This window comes from Escherichia sp. MOD1-EC6098 (genome assembly GCF_002965865.1).
GTDB classification, from domain to species: Bacteria; Pseudomonadota; Gammaproteobacteria; order Enterobacterales; family Enterobacteriaceae; genus Escherichia; species Escherichia marmotae.
Window position 1 is genome coordinate 1 of the sequence record NZ_PTSN01000020.1, and the last position, 15753, is coordinate 15753.

19 protein-coding genes are annotated in these 15753 nt (G+C 48.1%); 1 reads left to right on the forward strand and 18 read right to left on the reverse strand.

The window, feature by feature from the left end; all coding sequences use genetic code 11:
• From C0K55_RS19225 to C0K55_RS19240, 4 genes are all read right to left on the reverse strand, one after another.
• A partial coding sequence (locus C0K55_RS19225) for a phage tail protein (RefSeq protein ID WP_105283424.1) occupies positions 1-835 on the reverse strand: 835 nt, incomplete at its 3' end.
• A complete protein-coding gene (locus tag C0K55_RS19230) occupies positions 832-1458 on the reverse strand; it encodes a hypothetical protein (RefSeq protein ID WP_001199731.1) in 627 nt (208 codons plus the stop codon). The genes C0K55_RS19225 and C0K55_RS19230, both read right to left, overlap by 4 nt.
• Positions 1442-2668 (reverse strand): baseplate J/gp47 family protein, encoded by a 1227-nt coding sequence (locus C0K55_RS19235; protein WP_105267037.1) that lies wholly within the window; start codon positions 2666-2668, stop codon positions 1442-1444. Before C0K55_RS19235 ends, C0K55_RS19230 begins: the two co-directional genes overlap by 17 nt.
• A 42-nt stretch (positions 2669-2710) precedes the next feature.
• A complete protein-coding gene (locus C0K55_RS19240) occupies positions 2711-3457 on the reverse strand; it encodes a lysozyme inhibitor LprI family protein (protein WP_061322967.1) in 747 nt (248 codons plus the stop codon).
• 332 nt (positions 3458-3789) lie between these two features.
• Here C0K55_RS19240 and C0K55_RS19245 point away from each other — a divergent pair, with 332 nt between their 5' ends.
• Positions 3790-4359 carry an antA/AntB antirepressor family protein gene (locus C0K55_RS19245; protein WP_097453493.1) on the forward strand — a complete coding sequence of 190 codons (570 nt, stop codon included), beginning with the start codon at positions 3790-3792 and terminating at the stop codon, positions 4357-4359.
• Here C0K55_RS19245 and C0K55_RS19250 read toward each other — a convergent pair.
• The 14 genes from C0K55_RS19250 to C0K55_RS19315 all read right to left on the reverse strand — a co-directional run bounded on the left by C0K55_RS19250 (position 4335) and on the right by C0K55_RS19315 (position 15740).
• Positions 4335-4682, reverse strand: coding sequence for a hypothetical protein (locus C0K55_RS19250; protein WP_001261330.1), 348 nt, complete (start codon positions 4680-4682; stop codon positions 4335-4337). The two genes, C0K55_RS19245 and C0K55_RS19250, sit on opposite strands and share 25 nt — an antisense overlap.
• A gap of 453 nt (positions 4683-5135) precedes the next feature.
• A complete protein-coding gene (locus tag C0K55_RS19255; protein WP_105266332.1) occupies positions 5136-5849 on the reverse strand; it encodes a phage baseplate protein in 714 nt (237 codons plus the stop codon).
• Positions 5849-6856 carry a hypothetical protein gene (locus C0K55_RS19260; RefSeq protein WP_063100418.1) on the reverse strand — a complete coding sequence of 336 codons (1008 nt, stop codon included), beginning with the start codon at positions 6854-6856 and terminating at the stop codon, positions 5849-5851. Before C0K55_RS19260 ends, C0K55_RS19255 begins: the two co-directional genes overlap by 1 nt.
• Positions 6856-7122 carry a hypothetical protein gene (locus C0K55_RS19265; protein ID WP_063100417.1) on the reverse strand — a complete coding sequence of 89 codons (267 nt, stop codon included), beginning with the start codon at positions 7120-7122 and terminating at the stop codon, positions 6856-6858. Before C0K55_RS19265 ends, C0K55_RS19260 begins: the two co-directional genes overlap by 1 nt.
• The gene (locus C0K55_RS19270; protein WP_105266331.1) at positions 7119-7787 is read right to left on the reverse strand and encodes a hypothetical protein; all 669 of its coding nucleotides are present in this window, start codon (positions 7785-7787) and stop codon (positions 7119-7121) included. Before C0K55_RS19270 ends, C0K55_RS19265 begins: the two co-directional genes overlap by 4 nt.
• Positions 7788-7790: 3 nt before the next feature.
• Positions 7791-9905, reverse strand: a complete 2115-nt coding sequence (locus C0K55_RS19275; RefSeq protein WP_105266330.1) for a hypothetical protein — start codon at positions 9903-9905, stop codon at positions 7791-7793.
• A 64-nt stretch (positions 9906-9969) separates the two neighbouring features.
• Positions 9970-10587: a hypothetical protein gene (locus tag C0K55_RS19280; RefSeq protein WP_105266329.1), complete on the reverse strand. Its 618-nt coding sequence runs from the start codon at positions 10585-10587 to the stop codon at positions 9970-9972.
• The gene (locus C0K55_RS19285) at positions 10584-11015 is read right to left on the reverse strand and encodes a hypothetical protein (protein ID WP_000613368.1); all 432 of its coding nucleotides are present in this window, start codon (positions 11013-11015) and stop codon (positions 10584-10586) included. The genes C0K55_RS19280 and C0K55_RS19285 overlap by 4 nt, the downstream gene beginning before the upstream one ends.
• A 23-nt stretch (positions 11016-11038) precedes the next feature.
• Positions 11039-12376, reverse strand: coding sequence for a hypothetical protein (locus tag C0K55_RS19290; RefSeq protein WP_105266328.1), 1338 nt, complete (start codon positions 12374-12376; stop codon positions 11039-11041).
• A complete protein-coding gene (locus C0K55_RS19295; protein WP_105266327.1) occupies positions 12376-13320 on the reverse strand; it encodes a hypothetical protein in 945 nt (314 codons plus the stop codon). The genes C0K55_RS19290 and C0K55_RS19295 overlap by 1 nt, the downstream gene beginning before the upstream one ends.
• The gene (locus C0K55_RS19300; protein WP_000762302.1) at positions 13307-13747 is read right to left on the reverse strand and encodes a hypothetical protein; all 441 of its coding nucleotides are present in this window, start codon (positions 13745-13747) and stop codon (positions 13307-13309) included. The genes C0K55_RS19295 and C0K55_RS19300 overlap by 14 nt, the downstream gene beginning before the upstream one ends.
• Positions 13744-14184 (reverse strand): hypothetical protein, encoded by a 441-nt coding sequence (locus C0K55_RS19305; protein ID WP_000175376.1) that lies wholly within the window; start codon positions 14182-14184, stop codon positions 13744-13746. Before C0K55_RS19305 ends, C0K55_RS19300 begins: the two co-directional genes overlap by 4 nt.
• Complete coding sequence (locus tag C0K55_RS19310) at positions 14184-14654, reverse strand: hypothetical protein (RefSeq protein ID WP_089674428.1); 471 nt, start codon at positions 14652-14654, stop codon at positions 14184-14186. The genes C0K55_RS19305 and C0K55_RS19310 overlap by 1 nt, the downstream gene beginning before the upstream one ends.
• 57 nt (positions 14655-14711) lie before the next feature.
• Positions 14712-15740, reverse strand: coding sequence for a hypothetical protein (locus C0K55_RS19315; protein WP_001272364.1), 1029 nt, complete (start codon positions 15738-15740; stop codon positions 14712-14714).
• Between the last annotated feature and the right edge of the window lie 13 nt (positions 15741-15753).

The following is a 15753-nucleotide window of genomic DNA, read 5'->3' on the forward strand; positions in this document are numbered from 1 at the left end:
TCTCGCCCTGACCTTCACTGGTAGGGATAAGGTGCAGGCACTCTTCCGAACGACGAAAAATCAGACCAAAGGCTTCGTTGAAAATCCTCAGCGCATTAACACCACGGATTTTCAGTTCCCCGGTCATCAAATCACCAGATTTTTTTACATATCGCAGATCAAAATCTGAATAGATATTTCCAGGATTTATCACACTGAAATAGCTTTTCTCGCTATCAAGAAGGCAAATCAAAGGAATACCCTTAATGATATCATTCGCCACCAGCTCGGACTTGTTCCCCTTATAAAGTGGGAACGTACCAAGAACCTTTCCGCCTAGTGTTAGTTGAAGTGTCGCCGCGTTGGTATTGTTCTGAACGGGGAAAACGATAATCGGGGTTCGTAGCGTCCAATCTGTACCCTCATTAACAAAAAACGTCGAGGGAAGTTCCAGCGTCAGTGTGTTTGCAGTGCCACCAGCAACACCCGCAATATAATGACCGCTCTGAAGCTGCGCAATCTGTACGAAATAGTTTTCCGATCCACGCGTGGCAAAGTTAGCCACAACGTCATTAAGGGACCAACCTTTCGCGGTTGTTCCTTCCTGCCCACGAATGACTTTCAGCACATCACCGCTTACCGATACCAGGTGACAAATCTCAAATGCAGACTCTTTATTATCGGTAAGCGTAATTTTTGCATAGACGCGTTGCCCGTTCGATTTATTTTCAAAATCGGCAGAAAGCAATTTTGCAAATTTAGCTCCCGTGCCCGGCATCACCGGAATATCAGTCTGAATCGTCGTAATATCACCAGCCAGTGCTGAAACAACGTTATTGCCGAATCCAAGAATCATTTTTGAATCACCGTTGTTGCATAGGAATAAATAAAAGGGAGTTTTACATATTTCTGGTCAATGGCATCTTTCAGAAAATAGCCTATACCATCACCATATTCTGGTATCTGAATAGAAAAAACACTGTCCGATACAGTCACGCTCACATCAAAAGTGTGCTGCAACGGCGGGTCTATTCCGTTTTTCCCATGAATGAACCGCGCCACACGGCGCTTTAACCAGTCAATGCAGAAATGCGAACCGTCAGCCTTATAAAAATTCCACGTTAATATTCGTTTGAAATAATCATCAGGGACATACGATGCCTGCCCCGGAACGTAATTCCGCATTGCTGCGTACGGGATCGTATTGTATTCAATGGTATCGTATGCGCCGCGTGCAATAGCCTCCTCGGAAACCTGTAGTAAAGGCCTTTCAACGCCATAAATCCCGAGTGCAATCCAGTCCAGCAATTGCCCGGTTATTGATTCCGATGTCCAGCATGGCAATGCCAGATTGTTGAGTGAATCGAGGTATTCCTGAGCAATTTCATTGTATGCATCAAAGAACGCAACAACATTCGGATCATCTCTGTACTGCACAAATGGATAAGCAGGGAGAATTTTCTCAGTCAGATATTGCATACTTGTTGACCTGAACCTGTGATGCCACCGTTGAAAAATAGGAATAGGTATCGCCATAAACCAGGCTTGTGTCTTTTGCCGGAAGAACAATATGGCCGTTAATACCAATGCTCACACTGATTGTTGAGATCAACGTCGCATCAACCAGCAATTTTACGGAGCTGGTAAAAATATCCTGGATTCGCAGCAGATTTATCGGGTGACCGACTTCAATAGAATTGATGTAATCAGCAACGTTTTGCTGCACAGCCATAGCAATACCCGCCGGATCAACATAATCATCAGACACCGTGTTCCAGGTGATTAGCACCATGACGTTTTGTGATGACGGGATAACGAACGGCACCTGATAAACGTCCGGCGAAACGGTTATTGAAACCGTGCGTTTTTCCACTGCCGCACCGGATGGATTGCTAACATCGTTGGTCAGTTTCGAAATATCCGGTACAGATTTGTAAATCGCATAAGCCACATCATACGGATCACCGCCACCAACAACCGCAACCCATTTCCCCAACGACGACTGCCGGAAAGAAATCAGGTTTTCTCGCACACCGCTTACTGATTTGAGCATCGCTTTAAAGCAATCCGGTGTTCCCTGCACACCAAACATGCCGGACTCCATGACTTCGGCGCGGTATGATGCCCACGTTTGCGCCTCCTGACCTGGCATCCCTGCGGTTAGGTTGGTGCATTTTACAGGCTGGTCTTTGGGTACTGATGTAATGACCTGCGTCACGGTCCCTTCCGGTACAGCCCATGAGCCTGACGTAGTGGCCACACAGTAGACTGGTTCAGTCTGCCCACTTTCCGGCACCACCGTATCGCGGGAAACCGCATACTGGTAGTTACCGTCTCCAACCACAAATCCTTTAGGGATACCAAACCCCGGCAACGCCTCAAACACCACGTATACCGCCGTATTTGTACTTAATCCCTTCTGTGCTCCATAAATGTTTCCGAGTTGCATCAGTAACGGAATATTTGCGCCGTATGGGCTTACGGAGTTAATAAGGTCCACCCGCGCCTGGTCTATTAATGCCAGCGCCCCGACAGCCGTGCTGGCAAGGTCTGTAATAAGTCCTGCCGGAAGGTTGGCTGTATATCCAGGTACTTTTTCAGCAACTCTGGTGATAAGATTCGCGAGCAAATCATTGGGTGGCGTAGGCTGCGCACCCGCACTGGTCATAGTAATTGGTATTTCAGACATATCTACCCCATAAAAAAACCGCCGAAGCGGTTTTAAGTTAACTTATTTTGCCTGTTTCATTTTTTCCACCCTCTCAAGCATTCTTTTTACATTTGATGGAGGATAGTTAAATTCATCGCCGTCTCCAAAAGAAATTTTTATAGGCTTCATTTTCATAACCAATTCTTTCAGAACCGCTTTACCAATTTCAGTTTTTGGTACTATAAAACCATTTCCATACAAGCATGATTTATAAGTTTTATAATATTCACCATTAATCAAAATTGGTGGATACTCTAATGGTCCATCAATTTGCACTGAATTATCGCAAAATCCATTGCCTTTAGATTTTGAAGCAATAAAAATAGCTATTGTCCCATCATCGCCATACATCAGGAATCTATTTTTACTAACACCTTCCAGTGGAGGTAATATTATCAGTGCACCATCAATATACCATTCAGCGTAATTCTTTGATTCATTGATTATGTTCTCATTAATTTCATTTAAAGATGAATATTCCCTGAATGCATTAGAATACCATTGTCGAACACATGATTCTGTTTTGCACTTCTCTCTTTCATTCCACAAGTCTGAAACAATTTTTCTAAAAGCTTTCTTATCAGCGCTCTCTAACTTTACTTTTTGATATAAAGAATTTAATTTATCATCAAGTTCAGATAATTCACTGTTGCTGCAAATTAACTTTTCAGAATATGATTTAGCTTTCGAGCAATCAAAAGATACCGCATTCGCAGTTCCGATTTGTAATAAAAAAGCAAACACTACAAATAATTTAAACTTAATCATCCGTAATCTCCTTAAAAACAGGAGATTAAATTTTACCCATTCTTAATGTCCGTTCAAGTTCATACTTTACAACCGCGCCCAGTTGAGTATGATTAAGCGCATGAGGCGTCGAAACCTCTTCTCAGTGCGGTCACAACCAACCCCGTTAGTGTTGGATTTTTTATGCCTGCTATTTAGTGATGGCACAATGTGCGGTCACATCCCCGAACAATGTCGGGAGGGCGACGAATACAACACCCGAAAGGGGAATAAGTCCGCGGCCTCACTGAGCCGTTTCGAACCTCCCGGCTCCACTCCGATAGTGGAAATTCGAAAAAATCAGTGAGGTCGTTATGACAATACAATTAATCCCCGTTTTCAACGGAACTATCTCAAACGAAACCGCCCTACTCTGTAATGCTCGTGATCTGCACGCTTTTCTTGGTGTAGGTAAGGTTTTCGCTGCCTGGATTACATCCCGCATCGCAGAATACGGATTTACAGAAAATCAAGATTACATTTTGCTTTCCAAAACAGGAAAGCAATCGTTAGGAGGCAGAGGAGGACATAACCGCAAGGACTACCACCTCACCCTAGACACTGCCAAAGAGCTGGCAATGGTCGAGCGCAACGAAAAAGGACGCCAGATCCGCCGATACTTCATCGAGTGCGAGAAGAAGCTGCGCGAAGATACCACCAGCACACAATCCCCTCTGAATGTTGACATCATCATGCGCGTCAGAAACGGCTCGGTTACCCACATTGAGCACCACAAATCAGGCTCAGTTATCACCACAGAATGGGCAATTCACTTACTACGCAAAAGTGGATGGATTGTCATGCCACGCGATGAACTTCTTAACACGCCACTGGCCCAACTGATGCCCGAAAATTTGACTCAAACCGGAACCTGCGTCCGGTAACTGGTCCCATTAAAAAACACAACATCAATGTTATAGGTGGGGTTCTCTGCCCCATCTACCTTTGAAATTGCCAGCGATGCAAAATACCCGGCAAACTGTTGCTGAACCATGTTCACATAGTAGTCCGGGTAAATTTGCTGCACGATGCACTGCTGCGCTGGAATGCCGTAATTCGCGTAAAACGGCGACTCCCCCAACCCCAGCTTTAACGTCTGAATGAGCGTCGTCAGCCAGCCGTAGGAGAAATCACCGCTGGCGTCTGACTCTACTGCAACCCATTTTTTGTTGCCGTTCGCGTCGGTGACGCGGCCCCATGTTCTCATGCGTCAACCTTTCAAGTAAATTAGGGTACCGGTAACCAGAGCGGTGCAAATGATCCACGCTACTGGAGTCAGAATATGCCGAATCCCCCGACATACTGCGATTATTCTCGCAGCCTTATCAGCCCCTTGTGGGGTTGTCTCAGCCTTAAGAATCAGTTCGCTATCCATTTAGAACCTTTATGATCTCTGCGATTCCCGGAAGCGATTTAGCAACTGCAAACCCTCCGATAACTATAAGAACTGCATAAAACATTCTTCTCAGAACCGGACTTCTTTCGAGCAATTTTAGAGCTTCCACAATCCAGTCTCCTCCGCTAAAATTAATCACGGAAGACCTCCAAACATACGTAATTATCCCTTGCCTTATTCAAGGTCAGAAACAGAAAGCCCCGACTGTTTGCCCAGTCGGGGCTTTCGCTTTATGGATAGAATTTAAAGTGAAATGAACCGGTATTAACCCGGATTTGGTTTCTTTGACGTGATCGTGCTGTTGCCGCTTTGAACCCCAGTCACATCGTGGCTGTGACCGCTGGCGCTGACACCTTTTATCATCGCGTCGTTTTGCACAGTAAGCGGGCCAATCAGCGAAGCAGTTGTATCCTTCATCTGGGCTTTGTCCTGGACGATCGGTCCGTTGAGGTGAATTTGACCGTTCATGAAGATATCTTCGGCCTCGAGGTAAACAGCTTTCGACTTTAGCCTGATTTCTTCCGGTGCCACCGTTACCGAGCTACTGCCGTCCTCTGTTTTGAGGATCGCGCCATCCGGACCGTACAAAACGATTTTTTGCGGATCTTCGTCGGACCAGTCCTTGTTTGCCAGTGGCACGAAAAACAGTGGAGTGAGCGACATCGAGTAAGAAAGCGTCGCCATACCGGTTCCCAATCCGGACACACCGCGCAGGGATACATCAGCGGCAATTGTTACTCCTCGATCGCCCGGCTGTATCGGGTAACGAATATACGGGAATGTGGCGACAGGGATTGTTATCTGCGGAAAGTTGATCCCCTCCGGCAGCATATCAAACTGAACTGTCACTATCTGCCCGCTGACACCGACAACATGGCAGGGCAATTCACGGCCTTTAAGCTCGGCTTGCTGGTTGCCGGAAAAGGACACCATTTCCGAAAAGCGTTGGAGAGGTAGTCGTTTTTGAGCGTTTGACATTACACCCTCACCCAGTTTTCAGCATACGCCTCGAACACTGTCACCCATGCATCACCATCGGCCGTCAGATACGAGCCAATGTGTCTGACAGATTTAACCATAAATTTTCCGGTAAACGTGGTCGAGTTTTTGGAGATAACGCTAGGAGCCATTGTATTAGCCATCACAATCGACGCTGCACCTGAATATAGCCCCTCCGGTAGTTTAACCACATCACCACATCTGATATCACCTCTCATTGGGCATTTGAAACTGACAGTAAACGGCTCAATCCAAGTCGGCTGTCCAACCAGTTCATGGGCATGAATTGTTTTAGGTTCTCCCCACTTTGCCGACACGTTATCGTAAATTCGTATTCTGTCGGAAAGAATGCTGATGGCTATTCCGCTATATTTCGCATCACGCATCATCGCTATGGATGCGTTTTTTACGACCATCGCTAACGAGCCAATATTCTTATAGGACGCAGCCCATCTCTCAGGTAAAACAAGGCTGTCATTGACCAGACATTCAATCTTTTTTTTAGGAAAAGCTTCTTTCAGTGCACGTGCGATAACATCCCCTACTTTCTCACCAGCTTCACCTTTACCCTCGATTGAGAAAGGGCTTCCATCTTCTTTTTTTCTGAGCGTTGGATTAATAACCAGATTCAACGTCTGGTTGGTGCCAATCCAGTTAGCATAAGCCAGATAGACTTCACCGTAGATGATTTCCCCCTGCTGCTCAGGGTTGGCCAGAGGCAATCCTTCTGAAAACCCACCCCGCATTCTTACAATACACCCTTGCAAGTTAACGCTCTGTTTAAGCATATCGAGCGGTAAACCATATATCGCAAGCATGGTTCCCGAGTTCACCACATCAAGTCCAGTCACCTGCACGTCAAATTCAATATGTAACCCACACCCGGGTGTTTTACTGGTATCAAAAGGCCCGATAGGTTTACCGTTGCAATCCACTGGCGGCTTGCCTGTTTTAGGATTGATGATTTCCAGTCGGTAATAGCGCATTACGAAACCTCAAACTGATTAGAACTTTCACGAAAAACGAGTTTCCCCGGCGAGCAAGGCAGCGCCAGATTGATGTCGTAATTGTCAGGTGACGCGATCAACGGTGTGTACACAATCACGTCGCCAGAACTGTCTTTCAGTTCCAGGTAGTAACGATTTGCATACAGATTAAACGGAACGCGGGCGAATGTTTCATATTCTCCGATTCTGGCCGTGAACTGAAACGGACCTCGCCCGTCCGGTTTGAAAGGAATTAACGTTGTCATAAGCCAATACCAAACTCCTGCACGACCTGGTTCTTAATACCTGACCACGATAGCGGACCGTCTGACGGCATCCCTTTATCAAATTTATCCAGAACATTCGCCAGCGTCTTTACTGTTTGTTCGACAGACGACAATGGTTGCTCAAACTCAATCTGCCAGGTGTGCTGAACCTGCTTGTTCTGCTCAGAGAAACCGGATGTATCGATAAACGACCGCATCAGGCAGCGCGTGTAGATAAACGAGGGAGTCAGAACGGTGTAACAACCGCCATACTGGTTATGCATATCAAGCGCCATTTTCAGCGCCGTGAACGTCATTCCCTTCGTGGTGTAGCCACCGTCCTCCGTTGATGCCGGACGGATCATCTGCATGGCTACCCGATTGGGCTTCCTGACGGTCGCATTCGCTGCCGTTACCTGGTTATAGAAATTCAGGTTACAAAGATCCTGCTGGACTAACGTTGTCCCCGCCATCGGGGTAAACGCCGCCATCGAACGTGTGCGTATCTCGCCATGCAGCAGACCGTTCGTGATGCTTAGCCCTTCAGTCAAAACAGCAATCGGCATCACCCCACCTGGAATTTTCGACGCTATGCCGTCAACCAAAAGAATGGGCGAGACTTCAAACGCCAGTTTGAAAGCCTGTCCAAAGTAATTAAGTGACATGGTTTACCCCGGTATTTGTTGCATTCCGGCGAGTTGTGCCAGTATATCTGAACCTGGTTTTTGTTGAACTTCGAGCCTGATTACCTGAGAAGCATTATTTGATGAATATACGTTCCCCCGGTTCATTGCCAGCGCCCGCATCACATCATCGCCACTTACAGCACGAGCGGCGGCCCCATTTTCATGGTTAATAATGCCCTGAATTAGCTTTCTCATTAGCTCAAAATTAGAACCATCGATTTTCTCCTTAACACCTAATCCGGTGTACTGAGAGAGATAACTTTTATAGGACGATGTGTTATTTCCATCAGATGAAGGGGCATAAATATCAATAATCTGATCAATCGTATTTTTGCCGCGCTTCAGATATAGCATGACCTGTCGATCCAACGCAGCAATACCTTCCAGCATCGTCGGGAAGCTGGCAAAACGGGCATTTGGCCCCGATTCCAGGGTCGCCCCTTTTTGTCCTGCGAAATTAAGGTTTCCGGGATTGTTATTCCTGATCCCTCTGGATAAATATGCTGACCTGTTTACATTGTTTGAATATTCCTGCAATCCGTTTGCTGTCGCCACTCCCGGAATATCCATAGCAATTTCAGGCGTTCCCTGAACGGTATTTTTACGCCCAAGATCGGTATCAATACCTATCCAGCGAAGCGCATCACCAACATTTCTCTTGGTGTAGTCCCATGATGAATTTGCCGAAGCGATGATATTTTCGTGATCCTTATACGCATAAGCACCATAAGCCATTGCCGCAGAGATCAACGGATGCCTCATCATCGCAGTTACAACCGCACTCGCCACTCCAGTGAAAGCCCCGCTTCCTCCGGCAATAACCGCAGCCCCAAAAAGCCAGGGATGCTCAGCCGCAAAACCTACAAATCCGCCAAGAGCCTTAGTGACCTTTGCAACATTTCCGGCAAAATTATTCAGGTCGTTATTAAAATCCGGGCCATTTACGTACTTACCAAGCTTATCCAGCCCCGTTCCAACATCAGTCAGAATCCTTTTAAAGTTCTCACCATTCATGAAATTCAAGGCAGCATTCGTAGTACCATCAGAAATTCTGATTAAAGCGTCTGCATTCCCCGCCATAGCTCCTTGAAATCCACTGGTCAGTCGATCCCAGTTATTTTCCAGGTTACTGGTAAGATTCTGATATTTACTTGTATGTGCAGATGTGAGCAACGAGTCATTCTGAGAAGCTCGCGATAAAAACTCTTTGTTGAGTTCAGGTATTTTGTCCTGATATTTGACTAACTGGTTAGCAAGACCAAAATTTACCCATCCAAGGCCACGGCCTCTGAGCATGCTCTGAGTAAGCCCGGAACCTTCATATTCCTTTGCAAGAGCAGCGACTCTTTCTAACAACACAGGGAGATTTTCTGCTGCCCCTTTTTTAGGATTTATCCCTAACCCAATTAGCCCGTTGTAGGCAGGATGCTGAGTGTCATTCTGCGCGGCTGCCAGTGTATTGAGCAAATTACCAACACCGGAAAAATAAGGCGAATAGGTACTCTCTGCCGCCTTTAATTCTCCCGGCGTTGCCACAAGCTCATCTGCATTTTTCTGTTTTTCTACAACACTACGGGCCATCATGCCAAAGCCAAACGGCCCGGCAACGCCCATAACCGCAAGTTTTGTCCCCCACGATACGGTGGTTTTAAACAGGTTGTTTAATCTCGAAGTGGTCGTCCGTAGCGTAGAATTGATCTGCTTGTAAGTTTTCAGCGTCTGTTTGGCGTTTTTCCCCAGCCCGCTGAGGTACTTATCAAACATCGTTTCGCCGCGACCTTTATAGTTGCTCACCAGCGAATCCGCTGTTTTTCCGCTGCCAACAAAGCGCCCTTTTTCATCCCTTAAACGTCCATCACTGGACGCAGCCGGAACTGGCGCAGGTGAAGACGGTTTCCTGGGAGCCTGATTGGCTTCTCCGCCTGTGGTTGTCTGCCGGGCGCCACCTCCCTGACCTGTATTTGAAGGTATTTTAAGCGGCGTCCCGGCAGGACCAATCATCAGCCCGTTGCGATACTTTTCAAATATCGCCTCAAGCCGCTTGAGGTGTTCTTCATTAACATCCAGCGTCAGAACTGGCATCTGGTTACCAGCCATCACAATACTCCTGCGGGATTTTTGAATTTGAGCAGCTCACGAAACTGAGCTGCCGTTTTTACATTCAGACCGGAATCTGCACAGATGTCTCTGAATCCGGCTCCGGCTGAGTAGTCGAGGATGTCGCTGATGACGTGTTCGCCGTCGCGCCAGAACTGGCGGCTGATTTCAATGTCGGCAATGAAACGATCCATTCCGTAAGATTCAATGACGAGCATTGAGTGCTCCATATTCCATTGACCACATCCATAGTCCCCTTCGCCTGCTCCGGTGAATTTATCGACGAGACGCATGTAAAAAAAACGAGTTCACCCGCAACATCATCCAGCTCAACGATTTCACGCTCCAGCGCCATATCAAGAGGGATTGTGTCGTAACCTTTGCCCTCCACCGGATAAACAAGGTTTGCCAGGCGAATTATTTCGTTCACCAGCGTATTACGAACTCCCTTATCATCGTCCCAGATACCGGAATCACGCGAGATCCGCTCCAGCATCAGAAAAGCGATACGCGGACCCGCAACGACGCCAAGACCTTCAGAAAAAATGGCAGAAAAGGTTTTACTCAGAATGAAGAAATGCTCTTTAAACACCTCTTTGCTGATCGGCGTGGCATGGATCCAGCCATTACCCTTTTCTGTCCGGACAGGAATAATCAGATTCAGATTTCGGGAGATTTTCATACCAGATCCCACATTTCAGAGTTGATGTAATACGTACCGGTAATGGTGATGGCCACACCCGGCTCGCCCCCGGCGAAGGTCATATCCTGCACGTTGGTGATCGCCGTGTTATAGATATCGAAGTCACCGAATACCGTGCTGTCGCTATACACTTTTGCGTCGCCGATCGTGGCGTTTTTTTCCCATTGCGCCTTGAATTGTTTTCCCAGCGCCTGGCTACGCAGCAGATGAACACGCGCCTGTAAAATCATGTATGGCTGCGGCGACTGCACAGCTCCCGTCATAGCGGGTAAAAACTCCGTGATATTGCCCTGAAAGGACAATTCGACGCCTTCTTTTGCCAGAAATGAGGCGGACACATTCAGTTCGGAATGAGAGGTGAATTTAACGCTGGCGCGAACCCGGTTAAGGGTGCCAACGGGAATCATTGGATTAGGCACGGTTCAGTCCCTCACGAAAGCTGCATTGTCACATTGATGTTAAAAATGATTTCGACAAATCCGCGCATCGGCGTATAGGAGGCCGAAAGGCCTGCATAACGCCCGATACCGTAATCATTCGGATTAGTGTTGATATACTGGCGGAAAGGCACTGCATCGACGACAGGCTGGCCGTTGACCAGGCCGTAAGATACGCCCGTATTGAACACCGCCTGTGCGACCTGCTGTAGACGGTCGATCCCGTCCTGGTTGTAGTAAAGCGGGTTAATTGGGTTATTGCTGCCGTTGATCACCGTGTTGGCGAGCTGCATATCGACGTTAATCTGCACCCAGTCTACGGAATACCAGTACGTCATATCGTTACCGTCACTGGTAACGCCTTTCACCAGAATCGTGTTGGAAATTCCACCCTCAGCACCCGTATCGACGTAGTTAATATTCTGCTTTGTCATCGTGGCCAGAATGGAATTTTTGCCCTTGTGGGCGTTTACCGCCTGCAGATAGCGAAATGCCATCGGCGGCACCTTGTTGATTTCTGAAGGTGATGCGGAAACATAGTTCCACATTACGGCTGCTGCCGCGTTTGTCGCCGGGTACGTATCATCCGCCGTTGCAATAACCGACTTAATACCGGCATAAGGCGAAACGTAATTCGTGTCGTCCGGCGTTTTCGTCAGCACGAAGAAATACTGCATCGCTTCGTTGGCGGTGTGGAGTTTTGCCAGACTGATAAACTCTGCGTCACCATCCCACGGCTGCGGCACCAGATACGCATAAAAACGCAGGAGCGGATCTTCCATATAAGCTTTCAGTGCAGCGATTTCCTTACTGATCCCGCCTTTCTGTACTCCCAGCTCCAGCAGGTAAATCCCAACTGAATTTCCCTGGGCAAAAAACGTGTTTACTGCCGTCACCAGATTTTCACTGCCGACAATGGAAAACTGCCCCAGTGTCACTGGCGAACCGGAAAGCTGAGAATCAGCAATCGTCCAGGTCAGTGTTTTTTCATCCGTGACGGTAGCAGTATATTCGCCATTCCACGCGTCGGGCGAACACCCGGAAACAACAATTTTCACCTCAGAACTGTTTTCGCGTCGGATGTTGCTCCCTTCCGGAAGCGTCATCGTAACGGTGACGTTTGCCGCAGATTTTCCTGCGGCAGCCGCCGACAACGCAGCAATCGGATTTTTAACCAGATCGTTAATATCCTGATTGCTGGTGAGTAATACAGGCTTCCCCGGCTCATGAGTCGTGGAGCCAAACGAGAGAACCGCAGACATCTGCTGCAAATTCGAGGGTATAGCCCCGATGGTCTGGGACACATTCACCGTGACGATATTAAATCCCATTATTTAACCTCATATTTACAAATAACTTTTTCAATCAACTGCCGGGATATTTCCCGGGCGGTGCTCTGGTAGTAATTCACGTCAAAATCGACAATTTTTTTCTTCGCCAGAGCGTTGATTTCAACCTGTCCCGACTTTGCGTCCTGAACCACCGGAATATTAGTTACACCAAACCTTTCCTCCTCCAGCGCCCTGTTCACCACCGAGTCGACAAGATCCAGCGCCATTTTGTTGCTGAATCCGTAAAGCGTCAGGCGAACCGAATCCTGGACTAGCTGGAACCGCTCACCGCCGAAAACAACGGGAGCCACCTGCAACGGAATACTGTTGCGAACATCCACCGCGATATACGGAGGGCGAAGGTTCTGCGGTACCAGGTAAGACGGATACACGGTCGCGGCATCTTTCATTTGCAGCCAGATCGGGATGCTGTTGGAGATGATCTGCTCGTCGCTGATATCCTTCTCGCAGTCAATAATCTGAGAACGCATGGTTGGTAAAATCGCCATGCCGCGATAATGAAAAATACCCGACTGCTGATAACGGCTCTCCATTCGTGAAAAAGCGAACTGGACGCCTCCGTACTCACCGAGATAGATCGCATCGGGATTTTCCACATTAAAATCATCAACCTGCTGAACAGGCGTGAAAATAATGTTGTTCACATCCTTCGAGACAGACTCGTCCTGAATCGCAATAACCTGACGATGCAGGCTGCCTTTGATTTTCAGACGAGTTGGTGACTCAATATTCAGGCGACACAGTTCATCGCAACTGATGATTTCCGCATTAACCCAATAGACAAAGCCATCCAGCGGCAGAACCTGCCGGACATAGAGCCTGAACGTGATTTCCTGGTCTGACGAGATGGTTTCAACTGCGGATTTAAGAACGGACGAGAGCTGCGAACTGTGCTGTTCGGCTAATTCCTCAAGACTCGGCATTATTATCTATCCACGCTATAAAGCTGCCCTTAAACAGGCCGCCGTCTATGAATGACGGACGCCGCTCTCCGGTATATTTGTCCTTAAGCCTGGAGTTAACGCCCAGTAGCGCGGCCTGAGTTGGCACAGGGTTTCCGTTAATCGTCATCCCGGCCATTTCTTCAGTTTCAAGAAAAATATGGAAAATCTTCCCGGTCCCTTCCAGAAAATGCTCGCCAGGTAGCGGAGCCTTATACTTGAAGTGATTGACCAACTGGTACGCCAGTTCAGTACCTGCCTCCTGGATAATCTCGTCCTTATGCATTTCCCAGAAGTGCGTAAAAATTTCGTATCGCTCCTCGAGGTCACAGGCTACGTCAAACGTGGTTTTTCCCGGCTCGTCGCCGTAGTCATACGGCTGGTCGATAACCCCAAAACAAAGTTTCATGGCGTGTAACCCCATACCGTGCCCATCTGCATCAGCACCGCAACAACCTGTCGTCCATACGGATCCTGTAACATCTGCAAATCCAGCAAAGACAGATTACTCAGCGCATCGCTGATGGTGATCGAACCCGATGTCCCCTGGTCTGCTGCCGCACTGACAAGCCCAGTAGCCAGTTTCCCAAGGTTGAGTTTTTTTCTCAGGTCGGCAAACCACGAGCCTGGAGCGAAATTCAGGAGAAATGAGGCGGCAGCGTTATAAACCGTTCGCACATAGATGATGGGTAAACGCTCCAGCCCCTGATCGTGAGGGATTAGCTCCATCGCAGACTGAAAGCAACATTCCAGCGTCGGATCATCGTCAGCAATAGCGTGAACCGGTACTTTCATGTCGTCACGAACAAAGCGAATAAACCCCTCCAGTGACGGACGCAGGGTCATTATTTTTTAACCTTAATATTTCGCTTTGTGCTGGGCGGATTTTCCTGTTCGGTGTTAACCGCTTCCCCGGTGATTTCCATTTCAATACCACCTGGTTGAGGTTTTTCGCCACTCTGAATCACCGCCTGATCCACTGCGTTATTCAGCGATACAGCGCTGGCTGCGAGAATTTCTTCTGACAGGGATTCCAGATTTTCCGTTTTCTGCTCCGCGCAATCCTCAATGCGACCAACGCTCACAGGTTTATCGATGGAATAGCAGATACCAGAAAAATTCTTGTCCACCTTGTCACAACGCTGGAATCCGTAAGGCTCATGCTGTCGGATGATGTGGTCGATAATATCGGACTGATTTTCGATCATATGCTGACGTCCGGACGGAATTGTCACACCGAACGACTGCATTTTTTCGGGGAGTTTGTAGTTGAACGTGTGCGGCTGACGTGAGCAGTTAGCGATGTAGAGTTTCATAAATTTTTCCCACAAAAAAGGGGAGCATTTAGCTCCCCGCGTTATCAGGTTGAACGTTTATGCGTATTTGGCAGACAACAGGGTGATCCCCTCAGGGCGGAAGTTCCAGCCCGGCGTCGCGCGCATGGTATACAACGTGGTCAGGCCACCATCCGGCATAGGGGATGGTATTTCCGTCGGCGCTGCCATATCACAGAACATCACGTTGACGGCCTGCTGGTTAGGAACCAGCGTGGAGAAAATATTGGTGTTAATGGTATGACGCGCTTCCGGAACCTCAATCGTCGGGTTCGTAACGATGATCAGGTCATTACCACCAGCGCCTTTACCGATCAGCGTGTCGTCCTGGCAGAAAATGATGTCGTCGCCTGTCGCCTTATCGGCGACATCTTTAACCATCGTTCCCACCGTTCCGGTACCACCACCAGGACGCTGATAACTGGTCAGCTCAACAATTCCTGTCCACTCCAGCGCCTTCATGAATCGCTGTGGGCTCAGAATAACAGTCGTTAATGGCTGCCCCAGCAGCAACATGCGGGTTTTCTGGTCAGCAATCAGGCCAAGCATAAATTTAGCCATCTCGCCGGAATCCCAGGTGGTGTATGAATCGTTACCTTTGCTGTCGTTGCCCAGATTCAGTGTCACTGCATTCGGGGAGTTGGTGATCCCTTCGTTATTCTTCGCTTCAACACCGTACAGCAGCATATTACGCAACATTTGAGCGTGTCCCTGGCGGTTAGCCAGGCGCAGGCCTTCAATCAGAGAATAGCCCCAGCGATCTGCTGCATCAGTATCGAGATAGCTGTATTGCGAGCGGGAAGAAATTCGGTAAGTCATCATCCCGTCATAGCCGCCAGAGATACTGGAAGACGGTAACTGGCCCGGCAGAGACTGGCTGACCTGAGCCTGCGAGGTCATGCGCAGATATTTCTGATAGACCATCAAATCACTGGAACTGATTTTTACTGCCGGAGCACCACCAGCCAGGACTTCAAACGCCCCGGAAGCCATGCTCTGTTGCACGATCATTTCCGGCAGCACCATTGACGGCGACACAATAGTAGTCGCAGGAGTAAATGCGCTCATTAATTAATATCCC

Coding starts and splice junctions, on each gene's coding strand:
- C0K55_RS19280 (WP_105266329.1), bottom strand. CDS start 10,587: ATGAAAATCTCCCGAAATCTGAATCTGATTATTCCTGTCCGGACAGAA.
- C0K55_RS19305 (WP_000175376.1), bottom strand. CDS start 14,184: ATGACCCTGCGTCCGTCACTGGAGGGGTTTATTCGCTTTGTTCGTGAC.
- C0K55_RS19255 (WP_105266332.1), bottom strand. CDS start 5,849: ATGTCAAACGCTCAAAAACGACTACCTCTCCAACGCTTTTCGGAAATG.
- C0K55_RS19285 (WP_000613368.1), bottom strand. CDS start 11,015: ATGATTCCCGTTGGCACCCTTAACCGGGTTCGCGCCAGCGTTAAATTC.
- C0K55_RS19235 (WP_105267037.1), bottom strand. CDS start 2,668: ATGTCTGAAATACCAATTACTATGACCAGTGCGGGTGCGCAGCCTACG.
- C0K55_RS19245 (WP_097453493.1), top strand. CDS start 3,790: ATGACAATACAATTAATCCCCGTTTTCAACGGAACTATCTCAAACGAA.
- C0K55_RS19240 (WP_061322967.1), bottom strand. CDS start 3,457: ATGATTAAGTTTAAATTATTTGTAGTGTTTGCTTTTTTATTACAAATC.
- C0K55_RS19290 (WP_105266328.1), bottom strand. CDS start 12,376: ATGGGATTTAATATCGTCACGGTGAATGTGTCCCAGACCATCGGGGCT.
- C0K55_RS19270 (WP_105266331.1), bottom strand. CDS start 7,787: ATGTCACTTAATTACTTTGGACAGGCTTTCAAACTGGCGTTTGAAGTC.
- C0K55_RS19295 (WP_105266327.1), bottom strand. CDS start 13,320: ATGCCGAGTCTTGAGGAATTAGCCGAACAGCACAGTTCGCAGCTCTCG.
- C0K55_RS19275 (WP_105266330.1), bottom strand. CDS start 9,905: ATGGCTGGTAACCAGATGCCAGTTCTGACGCTGGATGTTAATGAAGAA.
- C0K55_RS19315 (WP_001272364.1), bottom strand. CDS start 15,740: ATGAGCGCATTTACTCCTGCGACTACTATTGTGTCGCCGTCAATGGTG.
- C0K55_RS19265 (WP_063100417.1), bottom strand. CDS start 7,122: ATGACAACGTTAATTCCTTTCAAACCGGACGGGCGAGGTCCGTTTCAG.
- C0K55_RS19230 (WP_001199731.1), bottom strand. CDS start 1,458: ATGCAATATCTGACTGAGAAAATTCTCCCTGCTTATCCATTTGTGCAG.
- C0K55_RS19250 (WP_001261330.1), bottom strand. CDS start 4,682: ATGAGAACATGGGGCCGCGTCACCGACGCGAACGGCAACAAAAAATGG.
- C0K55_RS19310 (WP_089674428.1), bottom strand. CDS start 14,654: ATGAAACTCTACATCGCTAACTGCTCACGTCAGCCGCACACGTTCAAC.
- C0K55_RS19260 (WP_063100418.1), bottom strand. CDS start 6,856: ATGCGCTATTACCGACTGGAAATCATCAATCCTAAAACAGGCAAGCCG.
- C0K55_RS19300 (WP_000762302.1), bottom strand. CDS start 13,747: ATGAAACTTTGTTTTGGGGTTATCGACCAGCCGTATGACTACGGCGAC.